Raw genomic sequence first — 20,692 nt, 5'->3', positions numbered from 1 at the left:
TAAAACTCAACTCGCGCAAGCAAGGGCTTAGCGATCAGCTGTGAGAAAATGTAGAATGACGCAACGGCGATTCCGGATGTGCCGGTGCGTCACTTTATTCTGCGGCCACCCCGTCGGTGAACTGCAGGCGTGCCAATCGGGCATACAAACCGTCCTGCGACACCAGATCGTCATGCGTTCCCTGCGCCACAATGCGCCCGGCCTCAAGCACGATAATACGGTCCGCCTTCTTCACGGTCGCCAGACGGTGCGCCACGATCAGCGTGGTACGCCCGGCCCGCATATTATCGACAGCCCCCTGCACCGCGCGCTCGCTTTCTGCGTCGAGTGCCGAGGTGGCCTCATCCAGCAGCAGGACCGGCGCATCGCGCAGAATGGCGCGGGCGATGGCGATGCGCTGTTTCTGCCCACCCGATAGCATCACGCCGCGTTCACCCACAAAGCTGTCGTAGCCCTCAGGTAGCGCCGAGATGAATTCATGCGCGGCAGCGGCGCGCGCCGCTGCCTCAACCTCGGCATCCGAAGCATCCAGGCGGCCAAAACGAATGTTTTCACGCGCCGATGCGGCGAATATAACCGGATCCTGTGGAACCAACGCGATATGCTGGCGAAAGCCATTGCGGTCTAGTTCGCGCAGATCGAACCCGTCAAGGCTTACCCGTCCGGAATCCGGATCATAGAACCGCTGGATCATCTGGATCACGGTTGTCTTGCCTGCTCCGGAGGGTCCGACGAAGGCAACGGTTTCACCGGGGTCGATTTGCAGTGAAAACTGATCTAGCGCTACCACGTCTGGGCGTGCGGGATAGTGGAAAGTCACGTCGTCAAAGCGAATCTCGCCCCGCACCGGAGCTGGCGGCGTCTTGGCTTGCGCAGGGTCGTTAACCGTATCCTCTGCGTTTAGAAGTTCGACCAGCCGCTCAGTTGCGCCGGCTGCGCGCTGCAGTTCGCTCCAGATTTCCGAAAGGGCGGCGACCGAGCCTGCCATGATGATCGAGTAGATCACGAATTGGATTAGAACACCTTCGGTCATCGCTCCGATGCGCACGTCATTCGCCCCCATCCACAGCACGCCGACGATACCCGAAAACACCAGGAAAATTACGATCACAGTAAGGATCGCACGGGTCTGGATACGACGCAGAGAAACTTCGTACGAAGTTTCTGTCATTTCGCCAAATTGCGCACGGCTGGCTTGTTCATGGGTGAAGGCCTGTACAGTTTGCACCGCCCCAAGTGCCTCACCTGCATTGCCCGAAGACGCCGCGATCCAGTCCTGATTTTCCCGGCTGATGGTCCGCAATCTGCGGCCCAGAACCAGTATAGGCACGATCACCGCGGGGATTAGCAGCAAGACCATGGCTGTCAATTTGGCCGATGTCAGCAACATCAAAATAAGCCCGCCAACAAACATCAGCATGTTGCGCAACGCGATCGATACCGATGACCCCAGAACCGATTGGATCAGCGTCGTATCAGTCGTGATCCGGCTGAGCACCTCTCCAGTCATGATCCGTTCATAGAACTCGGGGCTCATACCAATCACTCGATCGAAGACAGCCTTCCGGATGTCAGCGACAACACGCTCGCCCAGCCGCGTCACCAACGCATAGCGAATACCCGTCCCAACCGCGAGAATGCCTGCAATACCAAGAGCCGCCAGAAAGTACCAATCCAGCAGCTCGCCATCTTCGATGCGAAAATTGTCAACGACTCGGCGTACTGCCAGCGGCAGCGTCAGCGTCATACTCGCCGTCAAAATCAACGCAAGTGTCGCGCCAATCATCAGTAATCGGTAAGGCTTCATGAAGGGCCACAACGATGCCAGAACACCTATTTTCCTGGATCCCGCGCGCTCTTCCTGAGTGCCCGGAGCCGGTTTGTTCGCTGGACTGGCGGAGCGTGAATTTGCCATGTCTGGCCCTTACGTAGTGGTCATTCGCCCCAAAACGGGCGTCAATCACTGCTTCTTGGCGGCAGCGACGGTTATGGTCAAGCTGAAGGCAGAGATTTGCAGCCCGATAAGGGCCATTTGACGCAACTGGCATGGGGAAAGAACTGGAGCGGGCGGCGTGAATCGAACCCGCGTCATTAGCTTGGAAGACAAACGCTTTAATTCAATTATTTTGTTTTTTATTAAATATTTAAGGAGAAATCTCTTCTGATTTTGTAGGTTATGTGTCGGAAGAGATTTCTTGGAGCGGGCGGCGGGAATCGAACCCGCGTCATTAGCTTGGAAGGCTAAGGTCTTACCACTACACAACGCCCGCTCAAGTACAGCACCTCCTATTTCATGTGAATATGGAGGTCAAGTGGAACCACCCGAGAGTAAGAAAACAATTCAACCTTCCGGTAGTTTCGTTTGCTATCAAAACGTCGATGATCCAATTCGACATTAGGAAAGAACGCATCTCTAGTCATGGCACAACCGGCCCAAACCGGTCACTCAACAGCCAACCGAAATTCTGCAGTGGCAGTCCACCATCCAGACATTCGCTGCACGCGCGCATTTCTTTAGCCGCAAAATGTCAGTCGCGCCGGGATGTTTGTTAACCTACTGATTTTTCCACCCTTCAATCAGCCCGACCGCTGCCTCTGCGTAGCTCTGCGGAAACTGATCCGAGGTTCGGGCTTTCATGATCGTATGAAGGCCCAGCAAAAGACCGATCAACACCCGTGCGGCCTCGTCCGGATCGAACTCGGAACGGATGGACCCGTCAGCCTGTACTCGGCTCAGTATCGCCGCAAACCGTCCTTCTAGCCCGGTCAGGTATCGCTCGATTCTCGCGTTGACCTCAGGATCAGAGCGGTTAAATGAACTGATCGAGTTGAAGGCAAGGCACCCAACATCCTCGATCTTTGGCATCCGCTCGGTTGACGCGATGCCCCGGAACCAACCGGCCAGATCATCCAGCGAATAGATGTCGGGGTCGGGAAAGTGCTGGGCCTCGGCATTGTCCAGATAAGTATCCAAAGTCTTTAGGAAAAACTTTTCTTTACCACCATAGGTGGTTTGCAGCGTGAACCGGGTCAACCCTATCTCATGCTCCAGTTCCCGCGTGCTGGCACCATGGTACCCCCGCCGCCAAAACAGGTCGAGCGCACCTGCTACAGCACTTTCGTGATCCGTCTTGCGTTTTCGCGCCACAGATTTCTCCTTGCATTTTCTATCCACGTGGATAGTAAACATTTCCTATCCACGTGGATAGCATTGTGGGCGCGCGGCTGCAAACGTCGCTTGGCCCAACTGAAACGGAGACCTGATAAGACCACCATAGACCCAACAATCGGGGTCACAAAGCCCATCACCCTGCGCGTGATTTTCATTCTGAACGCGTTGAAGATCCTGCTGGCCCTTGGCTTCTTCGCCGCGTTCAAGTTCTACGGGCTACAGGTCGGAGAGCTGGTCGGCCCGCAGGCCGCCAACCTGATGCTCTATACAATGCTTGGTTACATGGTGACTTTTGCCTGCATCGTTGCCTCCATACTCAAGTGCAGCATGATCGGTATCCGAAAGGCAATTGGCGTTGATTTATTGGTCTCGATCCCGGCCAAGGCGGTGATTGGATTTATCATCGCGACCATCAGCATGGGGCTGACCTTGACCGCATCTGTCCGCGCGTATTTTGCGTATCGCGGCTAAGATGAGCGCTCCGATGGTTCACGCGAACAAGATCGAGGGGCAATGTATCTGCGGCGCAGTGCGCTATCGGGTGCAGGACAACATGGCCGCCTTCAAACTCTGCTATTGCAGCTTTTGCCAAAAGGCCTCGGGATCGGCCCATGTCACAAACGCGTTCACCACGCCCGAGCAGATTGAATGGCTTGACGGCCAAGACAAGCTCGCCACATTCGACGTGCCCAATTCTCAGGTGCGCCGGGTGTTTTGCCGTGTCTGCGGGACGACCCTGCCTTTTTAAAACACAGAACGGGAAGTTTCTTGTCGTTCCTGTTGGCAGCCTGTCGCGCCCACCATCCATCCCCACCATCGCGATTGTAGGCTGGGCGTCCCGACCCGCGTGGTACGATGAGACGCTGGACTTGATTGAAGAAACGCGCAATGCAGAGAGGGCAGCGCAATGAATGCTGAACAGGTGATCTCACCCGACTTCCCATTTGACTCGAAATTTGTCGAAGTGAACGGGCAGCGTATCCACTGTGTCGACGAAGGCTCTGGCGCGCCGGTTCTGTTTCTGCACGGCAACCCGACCTCGTCCTATCTGTGGCGCAACATCATCCCCTATGCCGCTCGGCAGAACCGCGCTATCGCAATGGCTCTGATCGGTATGGGCAAGTCGGATAAGCCGGATATTCCCTACCGATTTGTCGACCACGTTCCGTACGTTGACGGATTCATCAAGGCGTTGAGACTGAAGGACGTGACGCTCGTCATTCATGATTGGGGCTCCGCATTGGGGTTCCACCATGCGCACCGGCATCAAGAGAACATACGCGGCATCGCCTTCATGGAAGGCGTCGTGCGTCCAATGACCTGGGTCGGATTTCCGCCAGATTTCCGCACCGGGTTTCGCATGATGCGGACGCCCGGTCTGGGGTGGATGATGATCTCGGGGCTGAATATGTTCGTCGAAAAAATTCTGCCAAGCGCCATCGTGCGTGATTTGGCCCCGAAAGAAATGTCGCGATATCGTGCGCCTTTTCCCACAGCACGAAGTCGCAAGCCAATTCGGGTGTGGCCTTGTGAAATACCGATCGACGACGCACCTTCGGACGTTCATGAGATCGTCAGCGCCTACAGCCATTGGTTGGGAGAAACGCAAACCCCGATGCTAATGTTCCATGCCACGCCCGGAGGCACCATCGGGCCTAAAGAGGTCGAATGGTGCCCTCAGACCATCCAGAATCTAGAAGTGGTGGATATCGGGATAGGTATTCATTTTCTGCAGGAGGATAACCCCCATCTGATCGGAGAAAAACTGGAGGAGTGGTTGGCACGACTGCCCGCATAAACCAGTGCTGCCACGTGTAGCGGTTGAGCCGTATACATAAATCAGATTTCCTGATTGTATGCTTTGACTATTATCCAGCGCGTTCAAAGGCCAAGCACCGGAGGGAAACACTGTTGAATCTGATGATCCCGATACCCTTGATACTGGCGGCTATACTGCCCGCCTTTCTGGACCGGTGCTCCGGGTCCGATACCAGCGTTGCTTTGGGTGTATTGGCGCGCGAACGGGTGGCGTTGACCGCGACGGCCAGCGAAATCGTGGTCGATTTACCGGTTGCAGAGGGAGCTGTGGTCAAGGCAGGCGACATGCTGGTTCAGCTTGACCCCACCCTGCAAAGCGCAAAGCTGGCACTGGCGCAGGCTGAGCTGGAAAAGGCGCAGGCCACGCTTCTGAAACTGCAGGTGGGGCCGCGTGAGGAGGAGATTGCGATAGCCGAAGCCAAAGTCGCAGGCGCTGTTGCACGTCTTGCCGACGCCGAGGCCATCTATGACCGAAATGCCAGACTGGTCGAGAACTCGGTCGTGACCGAGGCCCAGGTGGCAAATGATCTGGCCCTGCGCGATTCCGCGCGGGCTGAGCTGGCCAGCGCTCAGCAATCGCTGAAAGAGCTGCAGAACGGCACCAGACCCGAAGACCTGGCGGTTGCCGAAGCCAACGTAAGAGCCGCCGAAGCGTTGGTTTCCGCCGAGCAAACCGTACTGGACGACTTGACGGTTACTGCCACCCGAGACGGCGTGCTGGATTCCCTGCCATGGAATTTGGGTGAACGAGTAACATCCGGTAGCCCGGTGGCCGTGATGGTCACAGGTCGAATCCCCTATGCGCGCGTCTACGTTCCCGAGCCACATCGCGTCAATCTGAGACCCGGCGATACGCTGGAAGTGCGCGTTGACGGGCTGGCCGATCCGTTAGATGGCGTGATCCGGTGGATCAGCGACGACTCGTCCTTCACCCCCTATTACGGGCTGAACAAGGACGACCGAACCCGGCTTGTCTATTTGGCTGAGATTGACCTGCCCACCGCATCCCCGGACCTGCCCGCCGGAGTACCCGTGCAGGTCCCCATGCCATGAGTGATATCGTCGTCTCGACGCATGGTCTGACCCGCCGGTTCGGAGAAAACACCGCCGTTAACAATCTTGACCTAGAGATCAGAACGGGCCAGATTTACGGGTTTCTCGGCCCCAACGGCTGCGGCAAGACAACGACCATGCGCATGTTGACCGGCCTGCTGACCCCCAGCAGTGGAGCGATCTCGGTTTTGGGTCGATCGATGCCCGAAGCGGCTGAGCCGCTAAAGAACGAGATCGGGTATATGACTCAAATCTTCTCGTACTACCGCGACCTGACAGTGCTGGAAAACCTCCGGTTCGCGGCGGATATCTATGGCATTCCAGCGAAGTCGGCGGGAGGCCGGATCGACGAGCTGCTTCATACTTACGACCTGACGGCTAACGTGCATCAGCTCAGTGGCAGCATGAGCGGCGGACAACGACAAAAACTCGCCCTTGCGGCGACGGTCCTGCACCGGCCGAAACTGCTGTTTCTGGACGAACCGACCTCGGCTGTAGATCCCGAAACCCGTCGAACGTTTTGGGAGCAGCTGTTTGATCTCGTAGATCAGGGTGCAACAATGATCGTGTCGACCCATTTCATGGACGAGGCCGAGCGCTGTCACCGACTGGCAATCCTACAACACGGTGTCAAAAAGGCAGACGGGTCTCCGCGCCAGCTTATGGATGATCTGCAGGCTGATGTTGTCGAGGTTGAAGGACCGGACCTGCGCAAGGTCAAACACGCGTTGGATGGCCAGCCCAAGATCCTGTCGACTGCGCAAGTCGGGTCACGGCTGCGTGTGCTGGTGGACAAGTCCGAACCTCAGCCGGTGGACATGTTGCGCGGCCAACTTGCTGCGTTTCCCGACCTGTCCTTGACCCCGCAGCGACCAAATCTGGAAGACGTGTTCGTCAGCGCCACAAGGGGGCCAGAACAGTGATCTCGCCACGCCGCATCGCTGCTGTGCTGAAGAAAGAACTGCTGCAACTGCGACGAGACCGGATGACGTTCGCCATGGTCATCATGATCCCGCTGATCCAACTGCTGCTGTTTGGCTATGCGATCAACACCAACCTTCGGCACGTGCCCGTGGCGCTGGTGGATGAATCCAGAACCGAGCTGTCGCGTACGCTGGCACAGATCGTTCAAGCCACACAGGTTGTTACCATCACCGAAGAGCTGACCACTCCACAGGAGGCCGAGCGCGCGATCACCGAATCCCGCGTGCGGGCCGCGCTGATCATCCCCCCGGACGTGAGCCAGCGGCTTGCCCGCAGTCCGTCCGTCGGGCTGGGTCTACCCAACGCCACAGACCAGACCAGCAGTCGGCCCGTTGCCCATTGGATTGTAGATGGCTCGGACACGATGGTTGCCAGCGCGATCAAGTCCCTTCGAACAATGCCCCTGACAGAACTTCTGAAGCAGCCACCAAACCGGCAAGTGCCCACTTTCGAGGTAACGCTATACTTCAATCCCGAACAGCGGTCTGCGGTCAATATCGTGCCGGGTCTTGTCGGTGTGATCCTAACCATGACGATGATCCTGTTCACCTCAGCCGCCATCGTCCGCGAACGCGAGCGGGGCAATATGGAGATGCTGATCAACACCCCGATCAAATCGGTCGAACTGATGATCGGCAAGATCATCCCCTACATCTTTCTGGGCCTGATACAGGTCGGAATCATCCTGGGCCTCGGGCACATCCTGTTCGATGTCCCGATAAACGGCGGATTGGGCACTTTGCTTGTAGTGACCTTGTTGTTCATCATCGCCAGCCTGTCGCTTGGGCTGGTGATTTCCACGCTTGCGCAGAACCAATTGCAGTCGATGCAGATGACCATATTTGTCCTGCTACCCTCAATCCTGATGTCCGGTTTCATGTTTCCCTTCGACGGCATGCCGCAACCTGTCCAGATGATTGCTCAGGTCCTGCCCGCAACCCATTTCATGGATATGATCCGCGGCGTGGTCCTGCGTGACGCGTCGCTTTACGAGTTGCGCTGGGGAATTCTCTGGATGATCGGATTTGCGGTGTTCGGATTGTTGGCGGCCACTCTAAGATTCAAGAAACGGTTGGGTTGAACCGGCCCAGAGCTGCCGTTCACCAGCCGGTGAAGATGCTGCGGTCGCAACCCACTTTGCGGTCATTCGCTGCAAGCGAATAATTATAATGCCAACGAATTCACACACCACGGACTTTGCGTGAATTCGCTGCGGTTGCTCGAATGGCGGCTGATGGCGGATCGCGACGGCGACCCTAGCAGGCCTGACGCAAGCGGACTTTCGCAGCGATAGTGGAGTGACTTGGTTCCGGCTTTCAAAGCGGACCTTCGACTGCGCATCATCTGTGGAAGCGCTTCTCGATCTCAACGATCCAGAGAGTGGCCCTATCGAAAGCCAAAGATTCGATCCAATGCGCCATGCCAGTGTTCAATGCCGATTCCCTTGATGGCATGTAGAAAAACTGTGCAGACATTCCGCGGCACTTAAAAATAAGATGATAAAATAGGCATGCTGGTGGCCTGTTGAAATACTTAGTGGCCTTTGAATTGCGATCGATGAAGCTTGGGCTCACTTAGGTGCCTATGAAACAACACCTCACTGTTGTTGTCGTTGAACGGAATCAAGAACGTGCGTTTGCAATCGTGGATGCCTTAAAGGAGTCTGGAGACGTAGACGTTTTTGTGATCGGCAATGTCTCCGGGCTGGCAAGAAAAATTGCAATGCATAGCCCAGACATCGTTCTAATCGACATAGACAATCCATCGCGGGATATGCTGGAGGAGTTGACAGTTGCGTCTGGTCCACTGGACCGACCAGTGGCCATGTTCGTCTCGGGCGCGGCGGGTGATTTGGCAAAAGCCGCCGTTGAGGCAGGAGTGTCGGCCTATGTGGTTGATGGTTTGCAAACCGAGCGCATCAAACCTGTGATCGATACCGCCATCGCCCGGTTTCAGGTGCTACGTCAGATGCGAACCGAACTGGCCGAAACCCGCCGTGCTCTGGAAGAGCGCAAGCTGATTGACCGCGCCAAGGGCCTGCTGATGAAGGCGAAAGGCATTCAAGAGGACGAGGCCTATGCCTTGCTGCGCAAAACTGCGATGAACCAGAACCTGCGCGTTGCAGACGTGGCCGAGGCCTTGGTGACAGCGTCGGGGTTGCTCTCATGAGGACGGTAACGCTGCCCGTCGCTTACATGCCTTTGGTGGACGCAGCCCCGCTGATTGTCGCGCGCGAGATGGGGTTTGACCATGCAGAAGGGATCTCTTTGGATCTGCGCCCTGCACCATCGTGGTCATCGTTGCGGGATATGCTGGCCTTCGGCCATGTCGACGCAGCACATCTGTTGTCTCCGGTGCCCGTGGCGATGGCTTTGGGTTTGGGCGGTATCGCAACACCGCTTTCCGCCGTGTCTGTCCTGTCCCTGAATGGTAATGTCATCGGTGTCGGCACCAAACTGGCCAAGCGACTGGCGGATATGGGGTATGAGTTCGATTTTTCAGACGCCCAAGCCGCCGGGGACACATTGGCGCAAGCCGCTGGTGATATTCTTGTCTTTGGCGTTCCATTTCCGTTTGCGATGCATGTTGAACTGCTGCGCTATTGGGTTGCCGGAACGGGTCTAGCTTCAAAAAAGGTCGAAATCCGCACCGTCCCGCCGCCACTGATAGCGCAAGCTCTCGCCAGCGGTGGGATTGACGCATTCTGCGTAGGTGAGCCGTGGGGATCCTTTTCGGTAGACGATAATGTTGGTGCCTTGCTGTTGCCCGGCCGAGCAATATGGACCTGCGCACCAGAAAAGGTACTGGCCGTCAGCAGGAGAAAAATCATGATCCAACTTGTGGACCGACACTGTGTGATAAACGGAAACCGCATCGCCCACGGCGTGCATGGTGAAGGCGAACCCGTGGTCCTCATCCACGGCACTCCGTCCTCGTCCTGGATCTGGCGCAACATCCTGCCTTCGCTGGTCGAGGCCGGATACAAGGTGCATGTATTCGACCTGCTCGGGTATGGTCTGTCGGAACGTCCACGCGACCCGAACATCGACACCTCGGTCACCGGGCAGGTTCCGATCCTTGAAGGGCTGCTCGACATCTGGGGGCTGGATAACCTGCATGTCATCGCCCATGACATCGGTGGTGGTGTCGCCCAGCGGTTCGGCATCCAATCCCCTGAGCGTGTCCGCACGCTGACCATGATCGACGTGGTGAGCTATGACAGCTGGCCCTCGAAGCGCACCCATGAACAGATGCAAGCGGGCCTTGAGAAGCTGATCAAGGCGCCGGATGCAGAACACCGTGAGCATTTTCCGGATCGGCTGTATTCGACAGTACAGAACAAGAAACGTCTCGCCGAAACCTCGATGGAAACCTACCTCGATTTCATCTGTGGTCCCGTAGGCCAGGGCAGTTTATTTCAGCATCAGGTTATGCACTACGACCCCAAGCACACCGATGAGGTCGCACCGCGCTACGCCGAGCTCGGTGAGCGTCCGGTCCAATTGATCTGGGGCGCCGATGACGCCTGGCAGGTGGTCGCGTGGGCCCACAAGCTGAACGACGCCATCCCCGGCTCGAAACTGCATGTGCTCGAGGACTGCGGCCACTTTTCGATGGAAGACCAGCCTGAGAAGATCTCGGCCCTGCTGGTCGATTTCCTCAAGCGCAACAGCTGATCAGACTGGGGCGGGTCGGCCGTATCTTGGCCCGCCTAAACGTCTTGCCAGGAAAAGGTCCAACAAAATGTTTTTTGCACCCCGTGACCCCGGCATCAAAGATATCCGCGTGCGCCAGAACCATTTGGGCTATGGAATGGGTCTGGGCGTCATGCTACTGGACGATGCCTATCCGGGATTTCCCGGTGACGTGTGTAACCCCAGCGCGTTTCCCTTTCCGATCCAGTATGACATCGCCACGGACGTCAGCAACAAGACCTTGGTTTGGGACCAGGACAAGACACCAGTTCGCGCGCCGATCATTGCATCCGCAAAGCGGTTGGAAAGATACGGATGCCGCGCCATTGCCGCGGAATGTGGGTACTTTGCCTATTTCCAGCAGGATGTTGCCACCGCCGTAAGCGTGCCGGTGTTCACGTCCAGCTTGCTACAGGTGCCATTTGCCCAGACCCTCATAGGCAGCACCAAGAAGCTGGCAATCCTGTCTGCTCAACGCCGCTTCCTGACAGATCGCCACCTCGAAGCCGTCGGTATTGATCCGAATTCCAACCTGATAATTGGGGGCGCCAGGACGAGCTGGGAGTGACCGAGTTCGACAAACTTTGGGATCCGGAAAAACGTCCAGACGCTCCTCTCGCAAACTTTGAGACCGCAGAACGTCAGATGGTCGAGGCAACCAAAGCACTCGTGGCAAGTTATCCGAACGTCGGCGCCATCGTCTATGAAAGCACAGGGATGCAACCGTTTTCTCGTGCAGCACAGCGCGAAGTGGGCCTGCCGATCTTCGATTGGGGGACCTTGCTGCATTATGCCTACTCGGCAGTTGCTGCCCGAGACTACTATGGGCATGTTTAATAGGGCTTGCCCGATTTCATGGCTGACCAATTCCATAGCGGACATTGGCCCCCGGCGCGGCGAACGACTAAAAACAGCCGATGAGCGAAAGGGCAGTGTCTGCTTTGGGCTGACTTCGATCCTATGCATTGATAATGCGGATGGCCGCAAAATCCGCACTGCGGTCATCACCGGACAGAGTCTTGAATGGCGCGCTACCGCAACCACCGTGTGGAACGTCACCGATATTTGACTTAATCGACGGCCAAAACCTCATTAAATTGGTCAAGCACGTCATTCATTTCTGACCTAAACGTCAAGCATTTGTGACCCAAAAAGAATTGCGGCCGTTTGACCAGATCAAGGAAAGGTTTTGTCTTTATGGACGGGTTATGAACAAAACCTCCCTTAGTGTTCTCAGCACCAAGGGCGGCTTGGCGTGACTATTGACAACAGTGTAAAACACCCAAGTTTGGCAGTTAGACAAATCTGTTCACATAATTCTCTAGTATTTCCTGGCGTCCAGATTGCGGCTCTGGGTTTATTCCGTCATTTAAAACACGAGCGGAAATTTCATCCAGGCTACTGCTTAACAGGGACTTCGCTTTGGGAGACTTCCAACCGGAATACCGTTGCGAAAGCGCGCTTTCCAAACCCCCATCCGCAATCATAGCAGCCGCTGCCTTCAAACCGCGTGCGCATATGTCCATTCCGCCGATATGAGCCGCCACCAGATCGACAGCGTCAATCGATTGCCGGCGAATTTTGGCGTCGAAATTTGTGCCGCCGGTGGTAAAACCACCAGCTTTAAGGATGTAATAGTAAGCCAGGGCAACTTCCGGTGTGTTGTTCGGGAACTGGTCTGTATCCCATCCGGATTGGTAGTCGTTGCGGTTCATATCAATCGAACCCAGCATCCCCTCAGCAGCCGCAACCGCAATTTCATGCTCAAAGCTATGCCCGGCAAGGATCGCGTGGCCCTGCTCGAGATTCAGCTTCACTTCATTCTCCAACCCGTACTTCCGAAGAAAACCGATGCAAGTAGCTGCGTCATAGTCGTATTGGTGCTTGGAAGGCTCCTGAGGTTTCGGCTCCACCAGAATGGTGCCTTTGAACCCGATCTTGTGTTTGTACTCTACGACCATGTTCAGAAAACGACCCATGTGGTCCAATTCAGTTCTCAGGTCCGTGTTCAGAAGGGTTTCGTAGCCCTCACGACCACCCCACAGAACATAGTTTTCACCGCCTAGTTTGTGAGTTGCATCCATGCAGGATTTCACTGTCGCTGCAGCGAACGCAAAAACGTCGGGATCAGGATTGGTACTGGCGCCAGACATCCAGCGACGATGACTGAACATATTGGCCGTACCCCAAAGCAGTTTGGTGCCAGAAACTTGCATCTTTTCACCGATATAATCAGTGATTTCTTCCAATGTGCGCAGGTTATCGGCAAAGTTTCCCTGTTCGGGCCGGATATCAGCGTCGTGCCAGCAAAAGAATGGCTGCCCCAAAAGCTCAAACAATTCGAATGCAATATCTGCCTTCTGGCGGGCCCGGCCCATATCGTCCTGAGGATACCATGGGCGTTCGAACGTAGGTCCACCAAAGGGGTCTCCGCCCTCCCACGCGAATGAATGCCACCAGGCCACAGCAAACCGCAGATGGTCCTCCATGCGCATTCCCATGACAATCTCGTCCGGATTATAATGGTGGAATGCCAGCGGGTTGTCGCTGTCCGCGCCTTCAAACCGGATCTTTTCGATCCCTTCAAAAAATCCACTTGGCATTTCTGCCCCCTACTGTGCTTTTTGTGCTGGCTGTTTGCCGAGAATGATCATCGACAAAAGATCGTCGTCAGTGACGTCTGCGATATCGACCGTCCCGACCAATTTCCCGTTCTTCATGACCGAGGCGCGGTCACACAACTCCATAACGGCATGCACATCGTGATCGATCAGAAATATCCCGATGCCTTGTGCCTTAAGTTGGTGAATCAGATCCGCCACCATCTGCGTTTCATGTGGCCCAAGTGCCGCTGTCGGCTCGTCCATGATCAGAATACGTGCGTTGAAGTAGACAGCCCGAGCGATCGCCACTGATTGCCTTTGCCCACCCGACAAGGCGGAGACCGGTTCATTGAACTTCTGAAAGTTCGGATTGAGCTGCGCCATTATCTTTCGGCATTCGGCCTCCATGGCTGCGTCGTTGACCAACCCGAATGGCGTCGTCATCTCGCGCCCCAGGAAAAGGTTCGAAGTCGCGTCCAAATTGTCGGCCAAGGCGAGCGTCTGATATATCGTTTCGATGTTATTCGCCCGGGCGTCACGGGGATTGCCAATCTCGACTGGCTTGCCATCAATCAGGATCTCACCGTGATCCATCTGATAGGCGCCGGACAGAACCTTGATCAGAGTGGACTTCCCGGCCCCGTTATGGCCGAGCAAACCAACGACTTCACCCGGATAGAGATCGACCGACACATGGTCGACGGCCTTGATCCCACCGAAAGAAATCGAAATGTCGCGCATCTCGACCAATGGCGGCGCGCCTGAACCGCGCCCAGTGCCGGAAAGTCTTTTCTGAGTATCCTGAGCTTGCATCACTTGGCCCCCAGTCGCTTGCGGTAAACGATGTCGATATAGACGGCCAACACGAGGACGCTGCCGACGACGATGTTCTGAAACGGGGCGTCCACGCCAACCATTGCCATGCCCGATTGCAGCGCCTGCATGATCAATGCGCCAAGGATCGCGCCGTATATGGTGCCGATGCCACCAGACAATGCGGTTCCTCCGATCACTGCAGCGGCGATGACGCGCAGCTCATCCAGTGTGCCAATGTCGTTTGAGTGATTTGCAAGGCGTGCCGAGGCGACCACAGCAGAAACGGCGCACAGGAAGCCCATAAGCGCAAAAATCTTCACGGTCAGCAGCCGTGTATTGACGCCAGAAAGCTCTGCCGCATCCGGGTTTCCGCCAGTGGCAAAGATGTACCGACCAAACTTGGTTTTCAGCGCCACAATTGTCAGCGTAACGGCCACGATGATTAGGATGAGTACAGAAATCGGTATGCCGTATCCGACGACCAGCCCCTCTGGCATTGTCTCTCCGCGCGCTTCGAACATGCGTTGCAGCCGGCGCGTCGGAATGGCGTAACTGTTTACGATGTAAACGTACCCAAGGATGGCAATTGCGATTATCCCGGCCAGAGTGGCCTCGGCCCAAACAGGTTTTACAGGGAAGCCATGTGCCGCTTTTGCGCGTCGGCCACTCCACAAAACCCAGATGGCAACCGCAGTAGCGAAAAGCCCAAACAGCCAGCTTGTCGTCGTTCCCAACGTACCGTTGGTCCCGCCAAACATCAGGAATGTACTATCCAGAGGACCAATCGTCTGGCCGCTGGTCAAATACCACGCCACGTTTCGCCAAACCAGAAATCCACCAAGCGTGACAATGAAGGCCGGTATCGTCAGGTAGCCAACCATCCAGCCATGAAACGCACCAATCAGCGTGCCTACAAATAGCCCAACGACAATTGTGATCGCCCAGGTTGCTGGGTTGTTCAAACCCATCCCAAGTACCTGCGGCAAAAGCTCGGTTTGCGTCATCGCCATCACGGCCGAAGTTGTTGCCAGCAGTGCACCAACCGACAGGTCGATGTGCCGCGTGACGATAATAAATACCATCCCGCATGCCATAATGGCGACCGAAACCGTCTGGATGGACAGGTTGAACAGGTTACGAGGCGTCAGGAAGCGCCCATCTGTGAAGATGTTGAACCCGATACACAGGATGACAAACGCGCCGATCATTCCCAAAAGTCGCATATCCAGTTCCAGTTGCTGGAATAGGCTGGGTTTCGCTTTTTCAGGTACCGGCTGAGACGAAGTTTCGGTCATTTCCGATCTTTCATATTCAGCATTTGCCCCAGGCCCGGACTAAAGGGCCCAGGGCTGAGTGGTTTAGTTACAAGGCGCAGGTCCGTTTTCAACGCCCTGGCACAGATCTTCCAATGGGATCCACCCAGCGTCCACGACAACGGACAGGTTGTCCTTGGTGATCGGAACGGGCGAGAGGAAGACCGAGTTCATCTCGGTGCCGCCAGGGGATGTCCAGCTAACTGCGCCTTCGACATCAGCAGGGCTTGTCCCACCGCTCAGCGCGACCGCGATTTCGCCAGCGGCCTTTCCAAGTTCGCGAGCATCCTTCCAAACCGAAACCGTCTGCGTTCCCAGTGCGACACGGTTCAATGCTGCGTGATCGCCGTCCTGACCGGAAACCGGAATGCCTTCCATGCCTTGTGCGGTCAGCGCGGCAACAACACCGCCTGCAGTACCGTCATTCGACGCAACGACTGCATCCACGTTGTTCTCGTTCGCGGTCAGGATTTGTTCCATGTTCCGCTGCGCGTTCGCGGGCAACCAACCATCCGTATAAGCCTCACCAACGATTACGATGTCACCGCTGTCGACGGCTGCGCCGATGATCTCTTGCTGACCACCCCGCAGGAAGTCCGCATTTGGATCCGTGGGAGAGCCTTTGATCATGACATAATTGCCCTTCGGCATGGCCTCAAATACAGCGCGGGCCTGCATTCTGCCGACTTCGACATTGTCGAAGGTCAGATAAAATGCTCGGTCGTCTTCGATCAGGCGGTCATAGGCAATCACAGGGATATCTTCGTCCGCCGCAGCTTGAACCGCTGGCCCGATAGCCTGCGCGTCCTGTGCCAGAATAATCAGCGCGTCCACGCCTTGGGCGATCAGGCTTTCAATGTCCGATAGCTGCTTTGCCGACGATGATTGGGCATCCGCCGAAATATACTCCGCACCCCCGGCTTCAAGCGCTGACTTGATGGCCGCCTCGTCCGTTTTCCAGCGCTCTTCCTGAAAGTTCGACCAGCTTACGCCAATCACTGGCTCTGCGAATGCGGTCGAAGCCAACAAAGTGGCCACGGCCGAAAAGCTGAGAATTCTCTTCATGATTTCCTCCCATTTGCCGAGCCATCGCATTTCGATTCGCGGCTCTCACAATTTTGAATACCATATTTATTTCAGCCGGTAAAATATTTACTCTACAAGAGGTAGTCAAATTCAAATAGATTGGACCAACAGCAAGATTCGCGAGGACAAAATGCTGAAAAGCAAAGCCTCTCCGGTTTCTTTGGAACAAAGAAATACGACCCGCTTACGGGTATTGGAGCACATCAGAGCCAAGGGGTCCGTCTCGCGGATCGATATTGCATCAGCCTTGCAAACCAGCCCTGCGACTGTCACCGCCGCCACGGCTGATCTCATCTCGGCCGGGCTGGTCAAAGAGACTGAAAGCCAAGCACAGTCAATGTCGGGGAAGAGAGGCAGACCCAGAGTATTGCTGCAATTGGACGGCCAGATGCACCTTGTGGCCGGCCTCAAAGTAGCTCGGCAAGTAATCTCAGTTATCTTGGTCGACTTTGAAGGTAACGAAGTCGCATCCCATAAATATGCTCTGGATCAAGCCAGAATGTCGCCGCAAAAATTTGTATCGGCGATCCGCGAAGCTCTTGAAGAAACCTGCAGTCAGATCGACCGTTCCGTCGCACATTTGGCAGGTGTTTCTATCGGGGTGGCTGGACTGGTCGATGCAAACAAGAATTTTGTCCACTGGTCTTCTTCGATTACCGAGAGAAATATTGACTTCAGCCACTTGCTTTCAGATAAACTGCCCTGCCCCGCATTCGTTGACAACGATGCCAATCTTGTCGCCAAGGCCGAACAGCTTTTTGGCTTGGGCAAGGGTTTAGAGAACTTCCTCGTCGTTACGATCGAACACGGTGTTGGCCTTGGCATCGTATTGGACGGCAAACTATACCGTGGAGAACGAGGCTGTGGCGCTGAGTTTGGGCACACCAAAGTTCAGCTTGACGGGGCCCTTTGCCAATGCGGTCAACGCGGTTGTCTTGAAGCCTATGTGGGTGACTATGCCCTGCTCCGTGAGATGACAGTCACCGGTCATACCAACGACATGGACTCCGTTTCCGAAATACATGACCGCGCCAACTCAGGCGACGACAGAGCTTCGTCGGTGCTTGCCCGCGCAGGTCAGATGTTTGGCCTCGGAATTTCCAACCTGATCAACTTGTTTGACCCAGAGTGCATTATCGTCTCGGGGGCACAAATGAGCTTTGAACATTTGTGTTCCAGCGAAGTTATGACCCGCATTCGGAACGGCGTTGTGAATGTCGATGCACCTTTGCCCCAGATCAAAGTTCATCACTGGGGCGACATGATGTGGGCCAAAGGGGCAGCAGCCTATGGAATTGAACAAGTCTCGATTCTAAAGGTCAAGGAGCTGACGTCGAATGCGCCATGAGTTTGCGATAATTGCGGCTTTGGCCACAGTTGCGAATGCGGGCGCTGATACTCCTGAATTTAAAAAGGTGGATGTGCCAAAACACGTCTATGATGGCGGGTGGGAGCATTTTGTCGGCGGTGGTGTGGCCGTTTTCGATTGCAATGGGGACTCTCTGCCAGAACTCTTTTTGGCTGGCGGTTCCAACCGGTCTCAACTGTTCATCAATACCTCGAAGCAACAGATATCATTTCAGGCAGAGACGCCTGAAGTTCTTTCTGTGACCGGTGTTACCGGCGCCTACCCTCTCGACGTTGATAGCGACGGCGTAATGGATCTGGCGATTTTGCGTGTTGGCCCAGACCTGCTTCTTCGGGGCCATCCCGACTGCCAATTCAGCCCTTTCACTGAACTCGGCTTTCAGTCCGAGGATCACTGGACCACAGGTTTCTCGGCAACATGGGAAAGCGGGCAAACTTTACCGACCTTGGCGTTTGGCACCTATGTTGATCGGTTTGATCCCGAAGGTCCTTTTGAATCCTGCGGACCAACCCTTCTGTACCGCCCAGAAGGCAACTTGTATCACGAGCCACTGCATCTTGAGCCCGGCTACTGCTCACTTTCTATTTTGTTTTCGGACTGGGCCCGAACTGGCCGCGCTGATCTTCGCGTCAGCAACGACCGTCACTACTATGTTCGCGGCGGTCACGAGCAGTTATGGGCAATGGAGCCTGAGCCTCGGCAATACTCGGAAGACGACGGCTGGCTTCCATTTTCGATCTGGGGAATGGGGATCGCCTCTCGCGACCTTACAGGAGACGGTTTTCCAGAGGTTTATCTGACCTCGATGGGTGACCAGAAACTCCAGATTTTTGACCCAGTGACAAACGGCCCGACCTGGCGCGATGCAACTTACGAAAAGGGTACGACCGCTCATAGACCGCATAACGGTGGAGACGGAAGGCCATCCACCGGGTGGCACGCACAGTTTGGCGACGTCAACAACGACGGCCGGGACGATATATTCGTGGCCAAGGGAAACGTAGAACAGATGCCCGATGCGGCTCTGAACGACCCCAATAACCTACTACTACAGAATCCCGACGGTCAGTTTATTGAAGCTGCAGCAGATGCCGGTGCTGCCTCGATGGCTAAGTCTCGTGGCGCGGCGCTTGCTGACCTGAACAACGATGGGAAGCTGGATCTGGTGGTCGTCAACCGAGGTTCTGAGCTCGAAGTCAGCCAGAACACTTCTCAGGGTGGCAACTGGCTATTGCTGGATGTCACTCAGGATCAAACCAATCACGCAGCAATTGGTGGATTTATTGAAGTCAAAACCTCGCTGGGTGTTCAGACCCGCGAGCTAACAATCGGCGGCGGTCACGCTGGTGGTATCGCTGGGTTTCAGCATTTTGGGCTTGGGAGTGAGGACCAGGTGCAGGTTCGTATGATTTGGCCGAATGGGTCGAAAGGCGAGTGGTTGGACTATCCGCCCAACCAAATCATACGTCTTCACCGCTGATTACTTTTCAACCGGTAACCCGCTTGGAACCTGGTCAGGCACACCTAGCCGCTCTGCCGGGTCTTCAAGGCTTGCCAGAAATCTGAGAAGAGCGTCGATTTCCTGATCCGTTAGGATAACACTCGATAAGCTGTTGCTTTGGGCAATCGCCTCCACGTGCTGATTGTCCGACATTGCCCTTTGATCTTTGGAGCCCTGGAAGTCCGGCAATGCGGCCAACTCGATCGAGTAGTTTTTTAACGACGAAACCGCGTCCAGATGATGCCGCACGATGTCCTCAAGTTCGGCAAAAGCTCCGTTATGTCCGTACGGAGCTGTCAATGTCACGTTGCGCAAAGATGGCGTGCGGAAAGCAAACGCGTCGTCGGGATCACCGGTCACGCGAAGACGCCCGTCGTCCCTGACATGGTTTTCAAATCGCGCCGCCTTTCCCGGGCCGATCTGCGGCATTGCAATCGAATGAAACTCGTGATCGGTCTGGAACCAGCCCGAGTGGCAATTGCTGCATCCGGCTTTTCCATAAAACAAGCCCATCCCAATCTCGGCTTCTTCTGAAAGCGCGGCCTCACCTCGCATTGCGCGATCAAACAGGCTGTCATCTGCACGCCACTCGAATGCGATAAAGTCCGCGATTACGTTGGCAATTGCCGTGAACGTAATTCCATTATCCGGCGCTAAGTCCTCAAACCTCTGCTCGTACTCTGGAATGGCTGCAACACGTTCTGCAATCAGATCCCACGCACCGCCTTTCTGTGTTAGAAATCCGAGACGAACCGCTTTGCTCACGTCATTCTCAGAATAGTGACCCGCCATTTCGTCTGGCGACAAAACCGGGAACATGGCCTGTGCGGCCAGCGCTGAATTGAAACCAGACCGCATATGAGTACCCAACGGGGTTCTGATACCATCAGGTTGCGTTGGGTCTGCCTCCAGTCGCCCATCATGGAAAAACGTCGTGAACTCAGTGGCTCCGAGGTTCCAAAGCCCTGGTGAGTTTCGAGGAATACGTTGTTCCGGGGTATTCCCTGGGTCCAATGTCCGCTCTGGACCCAACCCAATTCCCCCTTCCCCGATACCAAGGGAAACACCGTCGGACGTGCCAAGCCTGGGATGATGACAGGTTGCGCAGCTGATATTCTTGTTGCCAGACAAGATCGGGTCATAGAACAGCAAACGCCCCAGCTCAGCACTTGCAAAGCCGGGTTCGAGGAACTCCGGCAAAGGACCAAGCGATTGGGCACGCGCGCTACCCACAACAGAGATTACTAATCCGAAAGCCAAGAATAGCGAAACTGCTTTCATG

The 20,692-nt window shown here is 55.6% G+C and carries 20 protein-coding genes, 1 tRNA gene and 1 pseudogene; 14 read left to right on the top strand and 8 right to left on the bottom strand.

Annotated features, from left to right (window positions below; genetic code table 11):
- Positions 1–94: 94 nt before the first annotated feature.
- The 3 genes from ACR0KN_RS10325 to ACR0KN_RS10315 all read right to left on the bottom strand — a co-directional run bounded on the left by ACR0KN_RS10325 (position 95) and on the right by ACR0KN_RS10315 (position 3,148).
- A complete protein-coding gene (locus tag ACR0KN_RS10325; RefSeq protein WP_480653312.1) occupies positions 95–1,915 on the bottom strand; it encodes an ABC transporter transmembrane domain-containing protein in 1,821 nt (606 codons plus the stop codon).
- Between the two features lie 281 nt (positions 1,916–2,196).
- A tRNA-Gly gene (locus ACR0KN_RS10320) sits at positions 2,197–2,270 on the bottom strand.
- Between the two features lie 284 nt (positions 2,271–2,554).
- A complete protein-coding gene (locus tag ACR0KN_RS10315; protein ID WP_480653310.1) occupies positions 2,555–3,148 on the bottom strand; it encodes a TetR/AcrR family transcriptional regulator in 594 nt (197 codons plus the stop codon).
- A 90-nt stretch (positions 3,149–3,238) separates the two neighbouring features.
- Between ACR0KN_RS10315 and ACR0KN_RS10310 the strand changes: the two genes are divergently transcribed.
- From ACR0KN_RS10310 to ACR0KN_RS10255, 12 genes and pseudogenes are all read left to right on the top strand, one after another.
- A complete protein-coding gene (locus tag ACR0KN_RS10310; RefSeq protein WP_480653308.1) occupies positions 3,239–3,643 on the top strand; it encodes a hypothetical protein in 405 nt (134 codons plus the stop codon).
- 1 nt (position 3,644) lies between these two features.
- A complete protein-coding gene (locus ACR0KN_RS10305) occupies positions 3,645–3,920 on the top strand; it encodes a GFA family protein (protein WP_480653306.1) in 276 nt (91 codons plus the stop codon).
- Between the two features lie 159 nt (positions 3,921–4,079).
- On the top strand, positions 4,080–4,970 hold the full coding sequence (locus tag ACR0KN_RS10300; protein ID WP_480653304.1) for a haloalkane dehalogenase: 891 nt from the start codon (positions 4,080–4,082) through the stop codon (positions 4,968–4,970).
- Between the two features lie 122 nt (positions 4,971–5,092).
- Positions 5,093–6,043 (top strand): HlyD family secretion protein, encoded by a 951-nt coding sequence (locus ACR0KN_RS10295; protein WP_480653302.1) that lies wholly within the window; start codon positions 5,093–5,095, stop codon positions 6,041–6,043.
- On the top strand, positions 6,040–6,966 hold the full coding sequence (locus tag ACR0KN_RS10290; protein ID WP_480653300.1) for an ABC transporter ATP-binding protein: 927 nt from the start codon (positions 6,040–6,042) through the stop codon (positions 6,964–6,966). The genes ACR0KN_RS10295 and ACR0KN_RS10290 overlap by 4 nt, the downstream gene beginning before the upstream one ends.
- Positions 6,963–8,108: an ABC transporter permease gene (locus ACR0KN_RS10285; protein WP_480653298.1), complete on the top strand. Its 1,146-nt coding sequence runs from the start codon at positions 6,963–6,965 to the stop codon at positions 8,106–8,108. The genes ACR0KN_RS10290 and ACR0KN_RS10285 overlap by 4 nt, the downstream gene beginning before the upstream one ends.
- 503 nt (positions 8,109–8,611) lie before the next feature.
- Positions 8,612–9,196 carry an ANTAR domain-containing response regulator gene (locus ACR0KN_RS10280; protein ID WP_480653296.1) on the top strand — a complete coding sequence of 195 codons (585 nt, stop codon included), beginning with the start codon at positions 8,612–8,614 and terminating at the stop codon, positions 9,194–9,196.
- A pseudogene (locus ACR0KN_RS10275) lies at positions 9,193–9,840 on the top strand (ABC transporter substrate-binding protein); the annotation flags it as partial. The gene ACR0KN_RS10280 and the pseudogene ACR0KN_RS10275, both read left to right, overlap by 4 nt.
- A 15-nt stretch (positions 9,841–9,855) precedes the next feature.
- A complete protein-coding gene (locus tag ACR0KN_RS10270; RefSeq protein ID WP_480653519.1) occupies positions 9,856–10,704 on the top strand; it encodes an alpha/beta fold hydrolase in 849 nt (282 codons plus the stop codon).
- A 67-nt stretch (positions 10,705–10,771) separates the two neighbouring features.
- A complete protein-coding gene (locus tag ACR0KN_RS10265) occupies positions 10,772–11,290 on the top strand; it encodes an aspartate/glutamate racemase family protein (protein WP_480653294.1) in 519 nt (172 codons plus the stop codon).
- Positions 11,287–11,559 carry a hypothetical protein gene (locus ACR0KN_RS10260; protein ID WP_480653293.1) on the top strand — a complete coding sequence of 91 codons (273 nt, stop codon included), beginning with the start codon at positions 11,287–11,289 and terminating at the stop codon, positions 11,557–11,559. The genes ACR0KN_RS10265 and ACR0KN_RS10260 overlap by 4 nt, the downstream gene beginning before the upstream one ends.
- Positions 11,552–11,791: a hypothetical protein gene (locus ACR0KN_RS10255; protein ID WP_480653291.1), complete on the top strand. Its 240-nt coding sequence runs from the start codon at positions 11,552–11,554 to the stop codon at positions 11,789–11,791. Before ACR0KN_RS10260 ends, ACR0KN_RS10255 begins: the two co-directional genes overlap by 8 nt.
- 226 nt (positions 11,792–12,017) lie before the next feature.
- Here ACR0KN_RS10255 and xylA read toward each other — a convergent pair whose 3' ends face one another.
- The 4 genes from xylA to xylF form a co-directional block, all read right to left on the bottom strand.
- Positions 12,018–13,325, bottom strand: coding sequence for a xylose isomerase (xylA, locus tag ACR0KN_RS10250; protein WP_480653289.1), 1,308 nt, complete (start codon positions 13,323–13,325; stop codon positions 12,018–12,020).
- Positions 13,326–13,334: 9 nt separating this feature from the next.
- Positions 13,335–14,138: an ATP-binding cassette domain-containing protein gene (locus tag ACR0KN_RS10245; RefSeq protein WP_480653287.1), complete on the bottom strand. Its 804-nt coding sequence runs from the start codon at positions 14,136–14,138 to the stop codon at positions 13,335–13,337.
- Positions 14,138–15,436, bottom strand: a complete 1,299-nt coding sequence (locus tag ACR0KN_RS10240) for a sugar ABC transporter permease (protein WP_480653285.1) — start codon at positions 15,434–15,436, stop codon at positions 14,138–14,140. Before ACR0KN_RS10240 ends, ACR0KN_RS10245 begins: the two co-directional genes overlap by 1 nt.
- Positions 15,437–15,499: 63 nt before the next feature.
- Positions 15,500–16,519, bottom strand: coding sequence for a D-xylose ABC transporter substrate-binding protein (gene xylF / locus ACR0KN_RS10235; RefSeq protein WP_480653283.1), 1,020 nt, complete (start codon positions 16,517–16,519; stop codon positions 15,500–15,502).
- 151 nt (positions 16,520–16,670) lie between these two features.
- Here xylF and ACR0KN_RS10230 point away from each other — a divergent pair, with 151 nt between their 5' ends.
- Both ACR0KN_RS10230 and ACR0KN_RS10225 read left to right on the top strand, forming a co-directional pair.
- Positions 16,671–17,888 (top strand): ROK family protein, encoded by a 1,218-nt coding sequence (locus tag ACR0KN_RS10230; protein ID WP_480653281.1) that lies wholly within the window; start codon positions 16,671–16,673, stop codon positions 17,886–17,888.
- On the top strand, positions 17,878–19,389 hold the full coding sequence (locus ACR0KN_RS10225; protein ID WP_480653279.1) for a CRTAC1 family protein: 1,512 nt from the start codon (positions 17,878–17,880) through the stop codon (positions 19,387–19,389). The genes ACR0KN_RS10230 and ACR0KN_RS10225 overlap by 11 nt, the downstream gene beginning before the upstream one ends.
- On the opposite strand, the gene ACR0KN_RS10220 is transcribed toward ACR0KN_RS10225, so the two are convergent.
- Complete coding sequence (locus tag ACR0KN_RS10220; protein ID WP_480653277.1) at positions 19,390–20,691, bottom strand: cytochrome-c peroxidase; 1,302 nt, start codon at positions 20,689–20,691, stop codon at positions 19,390–19,392.
- Position 20,692 lies beyond the last annotated feature (1 nt).

This window comes from Ruegeria sp. AP7 (genome assembly GCF_056539905.1).
The sequence above is the reverse complement of the archived record's forward strand: the minus strand, read 5'-3'. Positions and strand labels throughout refer to the sequence as shown.

What these genes read in the sequence shown, in the direction of transcription:
- ACR0KN_RS10325 (WP_480653312.1), bottom strand. Translation starts at nt 1,915, where the DNA reads ATGGCAAATTCACGCTCCGCCAGTCCAGCGAACAAACCGGCTCCGGGC.
- ACR0KN_RS10305 (WP_480653306.1), top strand. Translation starts at nt 3,645, where the DNA reads ATGAGCGCTCCGATGGTTCACGCGAACAAGATCGAGGGGCAATGTATC.
- ACR0KN_RS10300 (WP_480653304.1), top strand. Translation starts at nt 4,080, where the DNA reads ATGAATGCTGAACAGGTGATCTCACCCGACTTCCCATTTGACTCGAAA.
- ACR0KN_RS10295 (WP_480653302.1), top strand. Translation starts at nt 5,093, where the DNA reads ATGATCCCGATACCCTTGATACTGGCGGCTATACTGCCCGCCTTTCTG.
- ACR0KN_RS10290 (WP_480653300.1), top strand. Translation starts at nt 6,040, where the DNA reads ATGAGTGATATCGTCGTCTCGACGCATGGTCTGACCCGCCGGTTCGGA.
- ACR0KN_RS10280 (WP_480653296.1), top strand. Translation starts at nt 8,612, where the DNA reads ATGAAACAACACCTCACTGTTGTTGTCGTTGAACGGAATCAAGAACGT.
- ACR0KN_RS10270 (WP_480653519.1), top strand. Translation starts at nt 9,856, where the DNA reads ATGATCCAACTTGTGGACCGACACTGTGTGATAAACGGAAACCGCATC.
- ACR0KN_RS10265 (WP_480653294.1), top strand. Translation starts at nt 10,772, where the DNA reads ATGTTTTTTGCACCCCGTGACCCCGGCATCAAAGATATCCGCGTGCGC.
- ACR0KN_RS10255 (WP_480653291.1), top strand. Translation starts at nt 11,552, where the DNA reads ATGTTTAATAGGGCTTGCCCGATTTCATGGCTGACCAATTCCATAGCG.
- xylA (WP_480653289.1), bottom strand. Translation starts at nt 13,325, where the DNA reads ATGCCAAGTGGATTTTTTGAAGGGATCGAAAAGATCCGGTTTGAAGGC.
- ACR0KN_RS10245 (WP_480653287.1), bottom strand. Translation starts at nt 14,138, where the DNA reads ATGCAAGCTCAGGATACTCAGAAAAGACTTTCCGGCACTGGGCGCGGT.
- ACR0KN_RS10240 (WP_480653285.1), bottom strand. Translation starts at nt 15,436, where the DNA reads ATGACCGAAACTTCGTCTCAGCCGGTACCTGAAAAAGCGAAACCCAGC.
- xylF (WP_480653283.1), bottom strand. Translation starts at nt 16,519, where the DNA reads ATGAAGAGAATTCTCAGCTTTTCGGCCGTGGCCACTTTGTTGGCTTCG.
- ACR0KN_RS10230 (WP_480653281.1), top strand. Translation starts at nt 16,671, where the DNA reads ATGCTGAAAAGCAAAGCCTCTCCGGTTTCTTTGGAACAAAGAAATACG.
- ACR0KN_RS10225 (WP_480653279.1), top strand. Translation starts at nt 17,878, where the DNA reads ATGCGCCATGAGTTTGCGATAATTGCGGCTTTGGCCACAGTTGCGAAT.
- ACR0KN_RS10220 (WP_480653277.1), bottom strand. Translation starts at nt 20,691, where the DNA reads ATGAAAGCAGTTTCGCTATTCTTGGCTTTCGGATTAGTAATCTCTGTT.